General features: G+C 57.3%; 13 protein-coding genes. 3 read left to right on the top strand and 10 right to left on the bottom strand.

Features of this window, described 5'->3' with window-relative positions:
• Positions 1-40: 40 nt before the first annotated feature.
• The 3 genes from ACZ47E_RS12135 to ACZ47E_RS12145 form a co-directional block, all read right to left on the bottom strand.
• Positions 41-982, bottom strand: a complete 942-nt coding sequence (locus ACZ47E_RS12135) for an ABC transporter substrate-binding protein (RefSeq protein WP_004444202.1) — start codon at positions 980-982, stop codon at positions 41-43.
• A gap of 75 nt (positions 983-1,057) precedes the next feature.
• Positions 1,058-2,080 (bottom strand): ABC transporter permease, encoded by a 1,023-nt coding sequence (locus tag ACZ47E_RS12140; protein ID WP_278067096.1) that lies wholly within the window; start codon positions 2,078-2,080, stop codon positions 1,058-1,060.
• A gap of 8 nt (positions 2,081-2,088) precedes the next feature.
• On the bottom strand, positions 2,089-3,654 hold the full coding sequence (locus ACZ47E_RS12145; protein ID WP_278067097.1) for a sugar ABC transporter ATP-binding protein: 1,566 nt from the start codon (positions 3,652-3,654) through the stop codon (positions 2,089-2,091).
• 251 nt (positions 3,655-3,905) lie between these two features.
• On the opposite strand from ACZ47E_RS12145, the gene ACZ47E_RS12150 reads away from it, so the two are divergent.
• Both ACZ47E_RS12150 and ACZ47E_RS12155 read left to right on the top strand, forming a co-directional pair.
• Positions 3,906-4,598: a FadR/GntR family transcriptional regulator gene (locus ACZ47E_RS12150; RefSeq protein WP_278067098.1), complete on the top strand. Its 693-nt coding sequence runs from the start codon at positions 3,906-3,908 to the stop codon at positions 4,596-4,598.
• Positions 4,599-4,640: 42 nt separating this feature from the next.
• Positions 4,641-6,173, top strand: coding sequence for a UxaA family hydrolase (locus tag ACZ47E_RS12155; protein WP_022557036.1), 1,533 nt, complete (start codon positions 4,641-4,643; stop codon positions 6,171-6,173).
• An 83-nt stretch (positions 6,174-6,256) separates the two neighbouring features.
• Here ACZ47E_RS12155 and purH read toward each other — a convergent pair whose 3' ends face one another.
• The 4 genes from purH to htpX all read right to left on the bottom strand — a co-directional run bounded on the left by purH (position 6,257) and on the right by htpX (position 12,163).
• Complete coding sequence (gene purH / locus ACZ47E_RS12160; RefSeq protein WP_037090062.1) at positions 6,257-7,873, bottom strand: bifunctional phosphoribosylaminoimidazolecarboxamide formyltransferase/IMP cyclohydrolase; 1,617 nt, start codon at positions 7,871-7,873, stop codon at positions 6,257-6,259.
• Between the two features lie 149 nt (positions 7,874-8,022).
• Complete coding sequence (locus ACZ47E_RS12165; protein WP_037090061.1) at positions 8,023-9,690, bottom strand: heparinase II/III family protein; 1,668 nt, start codon at positions 9,688-9,690, stop codon at positions 8,023-8,025.
• 125 nt (positions 9,691-9,815) lie between these two features.
• The gene (locus ACZ47E_RS12170) at positions 9,816-11,201 is read right to left on the bottom strand and encodes an RsmB/NOP family class I SAM-dependent RNA methyltransferase (protein ID WP_464016858.1); all 1,386 of its coding nucleotides are present in this window, start codon (positions 11,199-11,201) and stop codon (positions 9,816-9,818) included.
• On the bottom strand, positions 11,198-12,163 hold the full coding sequence (htpX, locus tag ACZ47E_RS12175; protein ID WP_278067100.1) for a zinc metalloprotease HtpX: 966 nt from the start codon (positions 12,161-12,163) through the stop codon (positions 11,198-11,200). The genes ACZ47E_RS12170 and htpX overlap by 4 nt, the downstream gene beginning before the upstream one ends.
• Positions 12,164-12,294: 131 nt before the next feature.
• Between htpX and ACZ47E_RS12180 the strand changes: the two genes are divergently transcribed.
• A complete protein-coding gene (locus tag ACZ47E_RS12180) occupies positions 12,295-12,495 on the top strand; it encodes a DUF1674 domain-containing protein (protein WP_022557040.1) in 201 nt (66 codons plus the stop codon).
• Between the two features lie 59 nt (positions 12,496-12,554).
• On the opposite strand, the gene ACZ47E_RS12185 is transcribed toward ACZ47E_RS12180, so the two are convergent.
• Genes ACZ47E_RS12185 through rsmG form a run of 3 tightly spaced genes read right to left on the bottom strand, consistent with a single transcriptional unit; the run spans position 12,555 to position 14,901 of the window.
• Positions 12,555-13,439 (bottom strand): ParB/RepB/Spo0J family partition protein, encoded by an 885-nt coding sequence (locus ACZ47E_RS12185; RefSeq protein ID WP_174151106.1) that lies wholly within the window; start codon positions 13,437-13,439, stop codon positions 12,555-12,557.
• Positions 13,440-13,469: 30 nt separating this feature from the next.
• Complete coding sequence (locus ACZ47E_RS12190) at positions 13,470-14,264, bottom strand: ParA family protein (RefSeq protein ID WP_006700257.1); 795 nt, start codon at positions 14,262-14,264, stop codon at positions 13,470-13,472.
• A gap of 19 nt (positions 14,265-14,283) precedes the next feature.
• On the bottom strand, positions 14,284-14,901 hold the full coding sequence (gene rsmG / locus ACZ47E_RS12195) for a 16S rRNA (guanine(527)-N(7))-methyltransferase RsmG (protein ID WP_278067101.1): 618 nt from the start codon (positions 14,899-14,901) through the stop codon (positions 14,284-14,286).
• Positions 14,902-14,904: the final 3 nt, after the last annotated feature.

Consider the following 14,904-nt stretch of genomic DNA (forward strand, 5'->3'; position numbering starts at 1 on the left):
GAAAGACGCGCCGCCGGTGAAGCGGCGCGTCATCGCTTGATCAGTAAAGAACGTTCTTTGCTTCCGGCTTTTCGATATTGTCCTTGGTGACAACAACGACGCCGGTGTCGACGAACTTCTCGACCTTTTCCTTGTTGATGAGCTTGGTGACGGTTTCGACGCCCTTTTCACCCATCTGATAGGAGCCCTGAACCACGATTCCGGCGAGCGTGCCGTCCTTCACGAAGTTCTGCAGATCCTGGTTGCCGTCGAAGCCGATGGCGACGACCTTGCCGGCCTTGCCGGACTGGGCGAGCGCACGGCCAACGCCGATGGCCGTCGGCTCATTGGCGCCGAAAATGCCCTTCAGGTCCGAATTGGCGGCCAGAACGTCGGTCGTCTGGTTCAGCGCGGTCGCCATCTGCGACTGCGAGTAGAACGGGCCGACGATCTTCAGGTTTGAGTTCATCTGGATGTAATCGGTGAAACCGCCGACGCGGCCGATTTCAGAACCAGCCCCGGCGACATAGGACATGACGGCGATCTTGCCTTCCTTGCCCACCTTGTCGATCAGCGCCTGCGCTGCCAGTTCGCCGGCTTTCTTGTTATCGGTCGCGAGGAACGACTGGTAATATTGCTCAGAGCCCTTGGCGAGCTGCGAGTCGATGAGAACGACGGGGATACGGGCTTCCCAGGCCTTCTTGACAGCAGGCACCAGCGCGTCCGGATCGGAAGGTGCAAGCACGATGCCGGCGACCTTACGGTTGATGGCGTTCTCAACCATGTTAACCTGGTCGGCAATGGCCGATTCCGCAGCCGGACCCTGGAAGGTCATGGTGTTGCCTGAAGAATTCTTCATGGCCGCATCGGCGCCCTTCTGGACGTTCTGCCAGAAGGTCGAATTGACGGTCTTGACGATGACGGCGATTTCACCGGCCTGCACGGTGGAAACGCTCCACAGCGCGATTGCGGATGTCAGAAGGGCAGTCGCAATTTTCTTCATTTCTTCCTCCGTGATGTCGGCATACCGGGCCTCCCCTGCCGATCTTTTTTGCGGAAAGGGTCCGCAGCCCTTTGATCAGCGGCGGTTGCGCAACTGGTCGATCCAGACGGTGACCAGAATGACGAGGCCGATGATGATCTGTTGCGTGAAGGCAGAGACGCCATTCATATTAAGACCGTTGCGCAGGATACCGATGACGAAGGCGCCGATGGCCGTGCCTGAAATCGTGCCCACGCCGCCGATCAGCGATGTGCCGCCGATAACCGCGCTGGCAATGGCATCCAGCTCATACATCACACCTTCGTTAGGCTGGGCGGTAACGAGGCGCGACATCAAAACGCACCCCGTCAACCCAGCAAGCGTACCGGAGAGGATGTATGTGAAGTTAGTGACGCGGGCGACGTTGACGCCGGAAAGACGTGCGGCGTCTGCATTGGAGCCCACGGCGTATATGTGGCGGCCGAGGATCGAGCGGTTGAGCATGAAGGACACCGCAAGCGCAATCACCACCATCAGGATGACAGGGTAGGGGATGCCTGGAAATACGACATTCGGAAAGCCGTCATCACCGATATTGACGATGCGGAAAAGGGCGCCGTTGCCAAGTTCGCCGAAGGATTCGCCGAGGCCGGACACGGCGCGCGCACCGGTGATCTGCAATGCCACACCGCGGGCAATCAGCATCATGCCGAGCGTGGCGATGAAGGGCGGCAGCTTGAAGCGCGTGACCAGCAGCCCGTTGATCAGCCCGCAGAGCGCACCCGTCAGAATGCCGAGCAACATGCCGACCGGCACCGGCATGCCGAGTTCCTTCACCGCAAGAGCGGCAACAACCCCTGCAAGAGCCAGCACCGAACCGACGGAAAGGTCGATGCCGCCGGTGATGATGACACAGGTGGCGCCAATGCCGAGCAGAGCGATGGACGTGACCTGCAACGCGATCGTCATGCCGTTATTGACGGTAAAAAAGGCGCTGCTGGTGGCGGAGAACACCGCGACAAGGGCGAACAGGCTGCCGAGCGCGGCAAATTTCTGGATGATGTCCTTCTGGCGATCGCTGACAGCGAAGCCCTTTTTGGGTTCTGCAATATTGGCCATGTCGTTCCTCACTGCGCGGCCCGGCCGTAACCGGACGCATACCGCATGATTTCTTCCTGATTGGTCTTGACGGTTTCGAGCACGCCCGTAATCCGGCCCTGGTGGAAAACCGCGATGCGGTCCGTCAGCCCCAGAATTTCCGGCAGCTCCGAACTGATGAGAATGACGCCGATGCCCTGAGCGGCCAGCTCATCCATGATCTTGTAGATCGCGAATTTCGCACCGACATCGATGCCACGTGTAGGCTCATCGAAGAACAGGATACGGGATTGGCGGAACAACCACTTGCCGATGATGATCTTTTGCTGATTCCCCCCCGATAGCAGGCGCACGGTCTGCTCGATGGAAGGCGTGCGGATATTCAAGAGGTCGACGTATCGCTTGGTGACCTCGTCGTGTTTCCTGAAGTCGATCAGCCCAAAACGGTTGGAAAGTTCGCCGAGATTGGCGAGCGTCGTATTGGCCGCCACCGACATCTTGATGGCGAGGCCGTCGCTTTTCCGGTCTTCCGAGAGATAGGCGATGCCTTCTTCAATCGCATCCTGCGGTGAGCTGATCGAAAGCTCGCGCCCATTGAAGGTGATCTTGCCGGCATCGAGCGGGTCCGCCCCAAAAATCGCCCGCGCGACTTCCGTTCGACCTGCGCCCATAAGGCCGGCAAAACCCAGGATTTCGCCACGCCGAAGCGAAAAACTGACATCGCTGAACACGCCGTTGCGGGTCAGCCCATCGACGGAGAAGATGATATCCTCCGTCGGGCGCGACGTGCGCTCGGGGAATTTATCCTCCAGCGAACGCCCGACCATACGCGTGACGATGTCATCAACGGTGATGGAGGCGAAGTCGTCGGTCGAAATATAACGTCCGTCGCGCAAGACCGTCACACGATCGACGATCTCGGCCATTTCGTCGAGACGGTGAGAAATATAGACGATACCGACGCCGGAAGCCTTGAGGTCTCTGATGACCTTGAAGAGAAGGCGGGTTTCCTGCTCCGTCAGAGAAGAAGTCGGCTCATCCATGATGAGCACTTCAGCATCAAGAGAGAGCGCCTTGGCGATTTCCACCATCTGGCATTGGGCGACGGAGAGGCCGCGGACGATCTGATCCGGATCGATATCGACACCCAGCCGGTCGAGACAGCGCATGGCATCGAGGCGCAGCTTCTTGCGGTCAACCAGGAAACCGCGACGCGGTTCGCGCGCAAGATAGATGTTTTCGGCCACAGAAAGATGCGGAACGAGATTGAGTTCCTGGTGGATGATGGCGATGCCGGCAGCTTCGGACTCGAGCGGGGAGGCGTATTGCACCTTCACGCCCTTGTGCAGGATGGTGCCATCACTTGGCTGGTACACACCGCTGATGATTTTCATCAGCGTCGATTTTCCCGCCCCGTTCTCACCACAGACAGCATGCACCTCGCCGCTGCGCAGATCGAAATGCACATTCGACAAGGCTTTGACGCCCGGGAATTCCTTGCTGATATTTTCGAGACGCAGAAGGGCCGAACGCTCCGCGCGCGCCATCTCCTCAGGCGAGTACTCGCCCTGAATTGTCGATGCGCCCTGCGACATCTGGAACCTCCCACCCGTTCCCCGCTCCACCGGGGTCATGAACAGGTCAAATGGTTAGGCCGGTTTTGTTAAATGGTCAAGCCAATTAGCTCAAAATTTGCGAATCCGGAGCAGAGCGAAAATTTCATATCTAAATTTCGTCGATAAAAAAATTGTAATTTCAAATATTTAAGTAATTTCTTGCGTATTGATACGCTTGGCGCTACGGTAAGGCCAAATATGAACTTCAGACAGGACTTGTCGTAAAACTCATGAGTGGTCAGGCCAAAATAGTGGAGCCGCGCAGGCTTTATCAGCAGATTGCGGACCAGATACGCGAACTCATCGATCTGGGTGAATTCCTGCCCGGTACGCGGCTTCCCGCTGAGCGGGAACTGGCTCAGAAGCTCGGTGTATCAAGGCCTTCGTTGCGCGAGGCCCTGATTGCGCTTGAGATCGACAACACAGTGGAAATTCGTATGGGTTCCGGCGTCTATGTTTCGGCGGAAGCGCTGCAGACGACCCACCATACCAAATCGCTTGGCGACAGCCCCTCCGAACTGATGCAGGCGCGCGCCGCATTGGAGGGTGCCACCATCGTGCTGGCGGCAAGCCGGATGACCGATGAAGCGATCGCGACCCTGCGCCAGATACTCAATACCATGCAGAGGGAAATAGAGGCCGGTCGCAAGCCGCTGGATCAGGACCGGCTGTTTCACGTCACAATAGCGGAGCAATCCGGTAACAGCGTTTTAGCCCGAATGGTGGCCAACCTTTTCGATGAGCGCCATAGCCCCATTTCGGCCCAGCTCCGCGTGAAGTTTGAAGACCGCGATACCTGGACCCATGCTCTTCAGGAACATGAGGCCATTCTCGCCGCGCTTGAACTGAAAGACCCGCTGTTGGCGCAGGCCGCCATGCATACCCATCTGGAAGGTTCTAAGAGACGCTGGGTCGAAAACTGATTCAGGAACATAGCAGACAATATACCGGGAGGAGGAACATCCGTGAGTGAGAATTCCGAGGCAACCATTTTGCTGAACGCCAACGACAACGTCGCGGTGGCGCGTCGGTCCATCCCGGCGGGCGGCGCGACGGGCAGGGGCGATCTGGCGGCGCTCGAATTGATTGGGCGCGGGCACAAAGTGGCCCTTAAATTCATCAGATCCGGAGATGAGGTGCTGAAATACGGACAGGTGATTGGCATCGCCACCCAGGACATCGAACCTGGCCGGCACGTGCACCTGCACAATCTTGCCATGGTGCCTTCCGAACACGCGCATCAGTTCAGCGTCGACATTGAGGAGAAGGGCATGGTGCCGGAAGCCGAGCGCCGTACCTTCATGGGATATGACCGTGGCCTCGGCGGTGTCGGAACGAGAAACTATATTGGCGTCATCGCTTCTGTGAACTGTTCCGCCACGGTGTCACGCTATATCGCCGATTATTTCAACAAGCAGGGCGGCCTTGATGGTTTCGACAACGTCGATGGCGTCGTTGCGCTGACCCACGGTGGGGGCTGCGCGCTGAATACAAAATCGGAAGGCTACCGTCTGCTGATCCGCACCATCCAAGGCTATGCCCGCCATCCTAATTTTGGTGGCATCCTGTTGATCGGCTTGGGCTGTGAGACCAACCAGATCGCGCCTATCCTCGAACATTACAAGATGGAGGAGGGCGACCGGCTGCGCACCATGACAATCCAGCAGCATGGCGGCACCCGCAAAACGATCGACGCGGCAATTGCCGAGATTAAGGCCATGCTGCCGATGGTCAATGCCGCACGCCGTACGGAACAGCCTCTTTCAAAGCTGAAAGTGGCGCTGGAATGCGGCGGTTCCGACGGATACTCCGGCATTTCCGCCAACCCGGCCCTCGGATATGCCTCCGACCTCATCGTCCGCAATGGCGGCACCACAGTTCTCTCCGAAACGCCGGAGATTTACGGCGCCGAACATCTTTTGACCAAGCGCGCCATCACCCCTGCCGTCGCCGAAAAGCTTTTGCAGCGTATCGATTGGTGGCGGGATTACACGGCTCGTAACGGCGATGAACTCAACAACAACCCCTCTCACGGCAACAAGCTTGGCGGCCTGACAACCATTCTGGAAAAATCGCTGGGCGCGGTCGCCAAGGGCGGATCCATGCCGTTGAAGGCGGTGTACGAATTTGCGGAGACAGTAACGGAGCAGGGTTTCGTCTTCATGGACACACCCGGTTACGACCCTGTCGCCGTGACAGGGCAGGTTGCCGGCGGCTGTAACGTCATCTGTTTCACCACCGGCCGCGGCTCGGTTTCCGGCTTCAAGCCTGCGCCATGCATCAAGATCGCCACAAATTCCGAAATGTATGAACACATGAAGGAAGATATGGATTTGAACTGCGGCGAGATCGTTACCGGGAACGAAACAATCGAAGAATCCGGCGAAAGAATTTTCGAACACATCATAGCGGTGGCCTCCGGCAACAAGACTGTCAGCGAGATCTACGACTATGGCGATAATGAATTCGTGCCCTGGCAGGTCGGCGCAGTGACCTGAGCCCCTCACGCCACTGTCCCACGTGAAACAAAAAGGCCCGAAGATCGCTCTTCGGGCCTTGTTCATTTCTGATCATATCGCGCTTAATGGCGGAAGTGACGCATGCCAGTAAAGACCATCGCAACATCGTGCTCATTGGCAGCGTCGATCACTTCCTGATCGCGCATGGAACCGCCGGGCTGAATAACGGCAGTCGCGCCAGCGGCAATCGCCGCAAGCAGGCCATCGGCAAAGGGATAAAAGGCTTCCGAAGCGACGGCAGAGCCACGGGTCAGCGGTTCAGCCAGACCGAGAGCCCTGGCGGCATCTTCGGCCTTCTGAGCCGCGATACGGGCTGAGTCGACACGGCTCATCTGGCCGGCGCCGATACCCGCTGTCTGGCCGTCCTTGGCGTAGATGACGGCGTTGGATTTCACGTGCTTGGCGATCTTGAAGGCAAACTTCATGTCTTCAAGTTCCTGCGCCGTCGGCGCGCGCTTGGTGACGACCTTGAGATCCAGATCTTCGACCATGCCATTATCGCGACTTTGGACCAGAAGGCCGCCCGAAACCGTCTTTGCGGTAATGCCGGCCGCGCGCGGGTCAGGCAGGCCGCCGGCCGCCAGAAGTCGCAGGTTAGGTTTGCGGGCAATGATCGATTTTGCTTCTTCTGTAACATCAGGTGCGATGATGACTTCAGTGAAAAGCTTGACGATCTCCTCCGCCGTTTCCGCATCAAGCGTGCGGTTGAGAGCGATGACGCCACCGAAGGCCGAGACGGAATCGCATGCCAGCGCTCGCCGGTAGGCTTCTGCAAGCGTCGGACCGGTCGCGACGCCACAGGGATTGGCGTGCTTGATGATTGCAACGGCCGGCGCATTTTCCGGCAGGAACTCCGCAACCAGTTCGTAGGCGGCGTCGGTGTCGTTGATATTATTGTAGGACAGTTGCTTGCCCTGAAGAAGCGTCGCTGTTGCCACGCCAGGCCGCTTTTCTCCGGTCAGATAAAAACCGGCGCTCTGGTGCGGGTTTTCGCCATAACGCATCTTTTCCTTCAGCACGCCGCCAATGGCGCGGTAGTCAGGGGTTTCGATAGCGAGCGCCTCGGCAAACCAGTTGGAAATCATTGCGTCATAAGCAGCCGTGCGGGCATAAGCCTTGGCGGCGAAGCGCTGGCGCAGCGCATAGTTTGTCTGTCCGTCATCGGCCTGCAGGGCTTCAACCAGATCAGGATAATCGGACGGATCGGTCACCACGGTCACATAGGCATGATTCTTCGCCGATGCCCGGATCATGGCCGGACCACCAATATCAATGTTTTCCACCGTGGTCGGATAATCGCCGCCCTTGGCGCGAACGTCCTCGAACGGATAAAGATTGATGACAGAAAGATCGATGGCCTCAATACCGTGAGCCTTCATCGCATCCACATGTTCGGCATCATCCCGGATTGCCAGAAGCCCACCATGCACGTTGGGATGCAGAGTCTTGACGCGGCCATCCATGATCTCGGGAAAATTGGTGACCTCGGAGACATCCGTCACCGGCAGACCCGCATCGGCAATAGCCTTTGCCGTTCCGCCCGTCGAGAGCAGCTTGACGCCGAGTTTGGACAGAACTGTCGCCAGCTCGATAATGTCGGTCTTGTCGGACACGGAGAGAAGCGCCGTGCGAATTTTGACCTTGTCGGGAGCGGGAATTTTTTTGGATACGACGGCCATCGAATATACTCCGTTAAACGGGGAGGACAGGCTGGAACGGGTTTTCCAGCAATTGCCGCCGCGTTAACACAGCTTACCGCAAGAATAAACAGCGGGGACGTCGAAGGATAAAAACTAGGGTATTTTTGCCAAATTCCAGGGGGAAAGGCTCAGGCCTGACGCTCAATAAGCCAACGAATCTCCCGCGTATTGGCGAGATTGAACGGTAGCTCGATCTGCTGCGATGGCCGCATGCCGGACGCATCGGCCATGAACACGTCCTCGGTCATGAAAAGCTCCAACCCCGGTGCCGTCAGCAACCAAGTGGTTCCGTCCGCGGCCTCAAGATAAATTGACTCATCATCCCGCTGGTGCAGCTGGATATGGGGGTGGATGTGGAAACGCGAAACCGCCGAGACCGACTGGGTCTGCGCGTTTGCGGCATTGTGATCGGCCCTTAGCAGGTCACGACCCTTTATCTTGGTGCCAGCGGCATTCAGCTCTATCTCCCGTTCGTGATAACAGCCGAAGTTGTGAAGATATCCGTCATGCGCCGCCCACAGGACATCATTGCCGTTTACACCCGTTTCGCGCCGGCTATCGACCTGGCTGACACCGGAAACCATGATCGGTCCGAGCAATCTGGACCGCGACAGTCTGCATGAAGACGTGTCGGCAAGCGTGACGGTGGAATGAGCAGCGGTCGACCGGCTAGCCCGTTGATATTCAGGCGCCGCATTTCGCGGAAACCCGGAATTGACGATGAAGCGGTTTTTTCCGCATGACATCTCGAAAGAGAGGCAGCCCGAATGCGCGTTACGTGAAAGCTCGGCCGAGCCAGGATAGCCCGTATCCACGATAACCACCGTTTCGCCCGCGGCAAGGCGGTGATAATTCACATCCGGCAACACCTTTGAAGGCCGGCCCGCTGTCTCATCATAACGGAGCACCGAAACAAGCTCATTGGCGAGCGTGGCTGTTGCGCCGTTGAACAAGGCGAGATCGCCGCCCTGGTGCCGAAAAAACCGTATCGCCGGAAACATGCGGTCTATCGCAGGAACCAGCCCGGACGGCAGGTCATGGCCGAGATTGATATAGCTTTGTCGGAGGGGCAGAAGGTCGAGCAGCAGATCCAGCATCACGCGCGGATTGCGGGAGACATGCCCGCCATCAGGCAGGATCTGCCGCTCCATTTCCTGAGCCAGCTTCATTCCGTGCCGCGCGATCCGCGACATCCGGGTGGGCATGGCGATAGAAGCCATGGCAAGCGCGATCCTGATCCGCAGTCTCACCTCCCCATCCGGCGCGTGCCTGACGATTTTCTCGAGGTAACGCACGTGAAAGACCAGGCTTTTCAGAAACCGGCGATAAAAACCCGCATCTGCTTCGTATAGGACCACGGGCGAGTGAGAAAGCCAGGCGATCAATCTCTGCGCCGCGATTTCCGGAGCCCACGCAACCCCCGCAAGCTTTTTGCCATGGATGGCCATCCATTCGGCGACGATACGGCGGGCCTTCCTGCATGCCTCGCTCGATCTGTCGGAACGGATGTGGCGCAGCCAGCTAAACGCGTGCAGCCGCTCTTCAAAAACAAGCGAAGGATATTCCACCTGAAAAGGCGAGTGGCCACCGGTTTCCATGACACGGCCGGCAAGCGCGATACGGCCGCGCAGCAACTCCTCGGCAAAATAGGGATCGATTGCCCGAAGATCCGTCGGTGCCGCAACCAGCCCCTCCGGCGCACGATTGGCAAAACGTGAAACATGCAGACGTAACGGCGTGAGGCCGACACACAGATGGCGATACGCCATCCGCGAAAGAAGACCGGCGGCATTCATGCTGCCTGCAAAGGACCCTAACAAGCTGTGTTTCCCGTTTCACATGTTTTGTTTTTATCAGTGAACCGTGATGACCGGAACGTTATCGACAATTATCCAATGATTCGCGAAAGCTTGGCTTTTTTCTACTTCTTACGCAAGACACTGCTAAAAAACCCATCGACCCCCCCGAACATGTCGGGCGTGGTGCGAAGGTCACCCTCGGCGTTGATCGCCGCTTCCATTCCCGGCCAATCCTCACTGTGGACGGCGACACGTTCTACATCGGGATTTTCCGCCAGGACTTCGGCAATCATCGCCTCACCTTCGGAAGGATCGAGCGAGCAATTGGAAAACACCACAATACCGCCTGGTGCAACCAGCGTCAGCGCGTGCCGCAACATCTGGCCCTGCAGAGCAGCCAGCTTGGCAATATCGGCCTCGTCCTTCGTCCAGCAAACATCGGGATGTTTGCGCAATGTCCCGGTTGAAGAGCAGGGTGCGTCGAGAAGAACAGCGTCAAAAAGCTGCTCCGGCTGATACTTCAACATATTGACCTCAACCGTTTCAGCCTGAAGGCCAAGCCGGTCGAGATTTTCCCTCAGGCGACGAAGACGATTGCCAGACTGATCCAGCGCCGTCACTTTCGCACCCGCAAGTGCAAGCTGGGCCGTCTTGCCGCCCGGAGCGGCGCAGAGATCGGCGACACACTTGCCTGAGATATCCCCCATTAATCGCACGGGCATGCTGGCTGCAAGATCCTGCACCCACCAGGCACCTTCCGCAAAACCTTCAAGAGAAGGTATCTGGCCTTCAAATTCACCCAGGCGCACGCTGCCATTCGGCATGACGGTTCCGCCCAGCTTCTCAGCCCAGAGGGCAGGATCGGCCTTGACGGTGAGGTCGATGGAAGAAGGTGTGAGCTGCGCGTCAGAGATGCGTTGCGCCACCTCATGCCCATAGGCCGAAACCAGCCTTGCGTAGAACCAGTCCGGCAGGACCGACACACCGGCGACGGCCTTTTCGATTTCGGCCTTCTCACGACCCAGCCGTCGCAGAACCGCGTTGACCAGCTTTACGAAGCGCCTGTTGCGTGGATCACGATGCGCCTGCTCGACAGCGAGATCGACGGCCGAGTGATCAGGGACATCAAGGTAGAGCATCTGCGCCGCGCCAACGACGAGAATGTGGTGCAATGACCGCGCACCCTGCGGCAACGGGCCATCCAGCAGCATTGACAGCGCCGTTTCGATGCGAGGGAGGTGACGAAGCGCGCTATTGACGATGGCTCTCACCAGCGCTCTGTCCGCGGGCGACAGCGCGCGATAAACAGGATTGCCATTTTCGCTGTCCAGCATACCGTCCAGCGAGGTTTTCTTTTCCAGAACGGCGGCCAATATGCGGGCGGCAGCTATGCGCGCAGGAAGTCCGGGTTTGTCCTGAAAAGACGAAGGGCCGTCTTCACGGCCCCTGCCTTGCGCCAACCTCGGTTTTTTGGACCGCGACGGCTTATTGTGAATATCTGATGTCAAGACCAAGGTCCCTTGCGCTCATTTTCATTGTCCCGTCCCCAGCCTGTCTTGGGAACCGAACCCGATTTGCGCTGAGGTCTATCACCCGATGGCGGCGGCGTCGATCCTCGCGGGGAAAACTCCTGTGCCATCGCATGCAATGCCGCCACCCGGTTTTCCGTACTCGGGTGCGTGGAGAAGAGATTGTCCATACGTTCACCCGAGAGCGGGTTGATGATGAACATATGCGCTGTTGCGGGATTGCGCTCCGCGTCGTCATTGTGGATACGCTGCGCCATGCCGGAAATCTTTTGCAACGCCGATGCAAGCCAGAGAGGATTGCCACAGATTTCAGCGCCACGCCGGTCGGCGGAATATTCGCGAGTTCGGCTGATCGCCATCTGGACCAGCATTGCGGCAAGCGGTGCGACGATCATCGCAACCAGGACGCCGATGAATCCGAGAGGGTTATTATTGTTTTCCCGATTGCCGCCAAAGAAGAACGCGAAGTTGCCGAGCATGGAAATCGCACCCGCCAGCGTAGCGGTAATTGTCATTGTCAGCGTATCCCGGTTTTGCACATGCGCCAGTTCATGCGCCATCACACCGGCCACTTCCTCGGGCGTCAAACGCTCCAGCAGACCCGTTGAAGCAGCAACAGCGGCGTTTTGCGGGTTCCTTCCCGTCGCAAAGGCGTTTGGCTGCGGGCTGTCATAAATATAGACTTTCGGCATCGGCAGGCCGGCATTGTGTGAGAGATCGCGGATCATGTGGAAGAACTCAGGCGCATTCGCCTCATCGATTTCCCGGGCATGATAGGCCGAGAGAACCATCTTATCTGAATTCCAGTAGGAAAAAAGATTCATGCCGGCAGCCATGACGAGAGCAATCATCATGCCGCCCTTGCCCCCGATCAGAAAACCGACGCCCATGAACAATGCCGTCATGAAGGCCAGAAGCATTGCCGTGCGCATCATGTTCATCCGCTGAAATCTCCCTGTCATGGCCGGAATTCTCATCGCCGGATTATTCCGGGGTTTAAAAAATCCCTATGGGTATATAATCTGGGAAACGGCAAACATATTTCAATATCCCGTTACAGGGAGGGTTTCTCATGCAGGATGCGGATAACGACAACGGCGCGGAGCAGCGGAGGCGGCTATCGCCCGCGGCTGAGCGGGCCTTGAAAGAAGCAGAAGAACGGCGCAAACAACAGTCAGATCTACAGTTACCACCGGAAACCGGTGGCCGCGGCGGCGCCGAACCGGTTCGTTTCGGCGACTACGAAATAAAGGGCCGCGCAATAGATTTTTAGGCGGTCGCCATAACGATAATACCCGCCAAAGGCGGGTATTTTTCAATTAAAACAAGTACTTATTGTTTATTTTCCAACAAGCGACACACTGCCTCAAGTTGCTCGAGCGTGCGGTAAGCGATACGGATTTGCCCGTATCCCCCCTTGTGGTTAATCTTTACGTCGAGACCGAGGGCATCAGAAAGACTGCGCTCCAGTGCGACCGTATCTGAATCTTTTTCCGCGGCAGGGCGCTTTTCCGTAGCTTCGCCCTGCGATTTGATGTCGTTCTGAGCCAATCTCTCGGCATCACGGACCGACAAGCCCTTGGAAACGATCATGCGTGCGAGATTCGCCGGATCGGAAGTGGAAACGAGCGCACGCGCGTGACCTGCGGAAAGCGAACCATCCGCGAGCATGTCGCGTACCGGGTCCGGAAGTTTCAATAGCCGAAGGCTGTTGGCGACGTGGCTTCGGCTCTTGCCGATAATCTCACCGAGATCGTTCTGAGTGTAACCGTGTTCCGCGATCAGCTGCTCATAACCCATCGCCTCTTCCAGCGGATTGAGGTCTGAGCGCTGGACGTTCTCGACGATGGCCAACTCGAGCGCCGTCCGGTCATCCACATCACGAACGATAACAGGCACGTCGGTGAAGCCGGCCAGCTGCGCAGCGCGCCAGCGCCTTTCACCGGCAATAATCTCGTATCGATTGACCCCGACTGTCCGCACCACCACCGGCTGAACAATGCCATGCTGCCGGATGGACGCGGCCAAATCCTGCAGCTCATTTTCATCGAAATGACGACGTGGGTTCCGTTGGCTACGAGCAATGAACTCTATCGGAATGGTGCGATCAGCGCTGACAGTACGCTGGGGTTCACCCACGGGCACAGGCTGATCCATTTCACCGATCAAGGCCGCGAGACCACGTCCCAGCCGGCGCTTGGAAAGATCATCACTCATAAGATATCACTCCGTAGATTGCGGCAGACGTCAGGCGGCTTTACGCAAACGTTCTCTCTGGATCACTTCCGATGCGAGCTGCAGATAGGCCTGACTACCAGCACATTTCAAATCATAAAGAATTGCCGGCTTACCATAAGATGGGGCCTCGGAAACGCGAACATTGCGCGGAATGAGCGTATGGTAAACCTTTTCTCCGAGATGCGTCCTGACATCCGAGACAACCTGTTGCGCCAGATTATTGCGCGCATCGAACATCGTCAGAACAATCCCTTGGATATCGAGCTGCGGATTGACCGACCCTCTTATCTGGCTGACCGTATCGAGCAACTGGCTAAGGCCTTCCAGCGCAAAAAACTCGCATTGCAATGGCACCAGCACGGAATGCGCGGCAGTCATTGCGTTCATCGTCAGGAGGTTGAAGGACGGGGGGCAGTCGACAAGGATATAGGAGTAGCCTCTGGCCTCTGTCGTCTCCATCGCTTCACGCAGAAGAAAGACTCGATTGGCAACGGTAGCGACCTGCATCTCGAAACCAAGCAGATCCATCGTCGATGGCACGATATCGAGATTTGGAACGGCCGTCGGGACAGCGACTTCCGCAATATTGTGATCACCGACCAGGAGATCATAAGAGGAGAGCTTCCGCTCTCGCCGGTCGATCCCCAGCCCGGTACTGGCGTTACCCTGCGGGTCCAGATCAACTATCAATACCCGCTCACCGATGGCTGCCAGCGCTGTGGCCAGATTGATAGCAGTCGTTGTTTTACCGACCCCACCCTTCTGGTTTGCTACTGCGATAATCCGGTTTTTTTCCAAAGTCATGCCGCACCTGGCCAGCTTGTCAGCGCCTCAGAGCGAGGTTGCTGATTTCAAGAACAACAGAATCTGCCTCAATGGCACTCCGATGTTTTACCAGATCAAATTGCCAGCGACCATGTGCTTTCTGCACTTCGGATTCATAATCCCGGCCTTTATTGAAATATGCCTTGAGATCGGGATTTTTTGTGGCCCAGGGATGGATATAGTCGAAAAGCAAATCCAGCTCCGCCAGTGCGCGGGCCGACACAGAATCGCACGTCTCGAGAATGGCAGGTGCTTTCTCAATTCGCACGGGATGAACCGCTCCACGCGCGCCGGTTTCCTTTAGCGCTATCCGGAGAAATGCGGCCTTCTTATTGTTACTTTCCACCAGATCGACCCAGCCGCCGCCAATTTCAGAGAGGAATATGGCAGTGACGACACCGGGAAAGCCCCCACCGCTGCCCAGATCAACCCATCTTTGCGGATGAGGAGAGAGATGAAATATCTGGGCGCTGTCGGCAATGTGGCGGCTCCAGAGTTCTGTAAGAGTGGAAGGGGCCACCAGATTGATGGTCTTATTCCACTTCTTGAAGAGCTCGACAAAATGCTCGAGCTTTTCCTGTGTTTCACGTGAAACACTCTGGCCGTTTATCTTCATAAT

The organism is Agrobacterium sp. 5Ca39 (assembly GCF_055382365.1).

Bases quoted from the DNA above. Each gene is read 5' to 3' on its own strand.
- ACZ47E_RS12135 (WP_004444202.1), bottom strand. From the start codon at position 982: ATGAAGAAAATTGCGACTGCCCTTCTGACATCCGCAATCGCGCTGTGG.
- ACZ47E_RS12140 (WP_278067096.1), bottom strand. From the start codon at position 2,080: ATGGCCAATATTGCAGAACCCAAAAAGGGCTTCGCTGTCAGCGATCGC.
- ACZ47E_RS12145 (WP_278067097.1), bottom strand. From the start codon at position 3,654: ATGTCGCAGGGCGCATCGACAATTCAGGGCGAGTACTCGCCTGAGGAG.
- ACZ47E_RS12150 (WP_278067098.1), top strand. From the start codon at position 3,906: ATGAGTGGTCAGGCCAAAATAGTGGAGCCGCGCAGGCTTTATCAGCAG.
- purH (WP_037090062.1), bottom strand. From the start codon at position 7,873: ATGGCCGTCGTATCCAAAAAAATTCCCGCTCCCGACAAGGTCAAAATT.
- ACZ47E_RS12165 (WP_037090061.1), bottom strand. From the start codon at position 9,690: ATGAATGCCGCCGGTCTTCTTTCGCGGATGGCGTATCGCCATCTGTGT.
- htpX (WP_278067100.1), bottom strand. From the start codon at position 12,163: ATGAACATGATGCGCACGGCAATGCTTCTGGCCTTCATGACGGCATTG.
- ACZ47E_RS12180 (WP_022557040.1), top strand. From the start codon at position 12,295: ATGCAGGATGCGGATAACGACAACGGCGCGGAGCAGCGGAGGCGGCTA.
- ACZ47E_RS12185 (WP_174151106.1), bottom strand. From the start codon at position 13,439: ATGAGTGATGATCTTTCCAAGCGCCGGCTGGGACGTGGTCTCGCGGCC.
- ACZ47E_RS12190 (WP_006700257.1), bottom strand. From the start codon at position 14,264: ATGACTTTGGAAAAAAACCGGATTATCGCAGTAGCAAACCAGAAGGGT.
- rsmG (WP_278067101.1), bottom strand. From the start codon at position 14,901: ATGAAGATAAACGGCCAGAGTGTTTCACGTGAAACACAGGAAAAGCTC.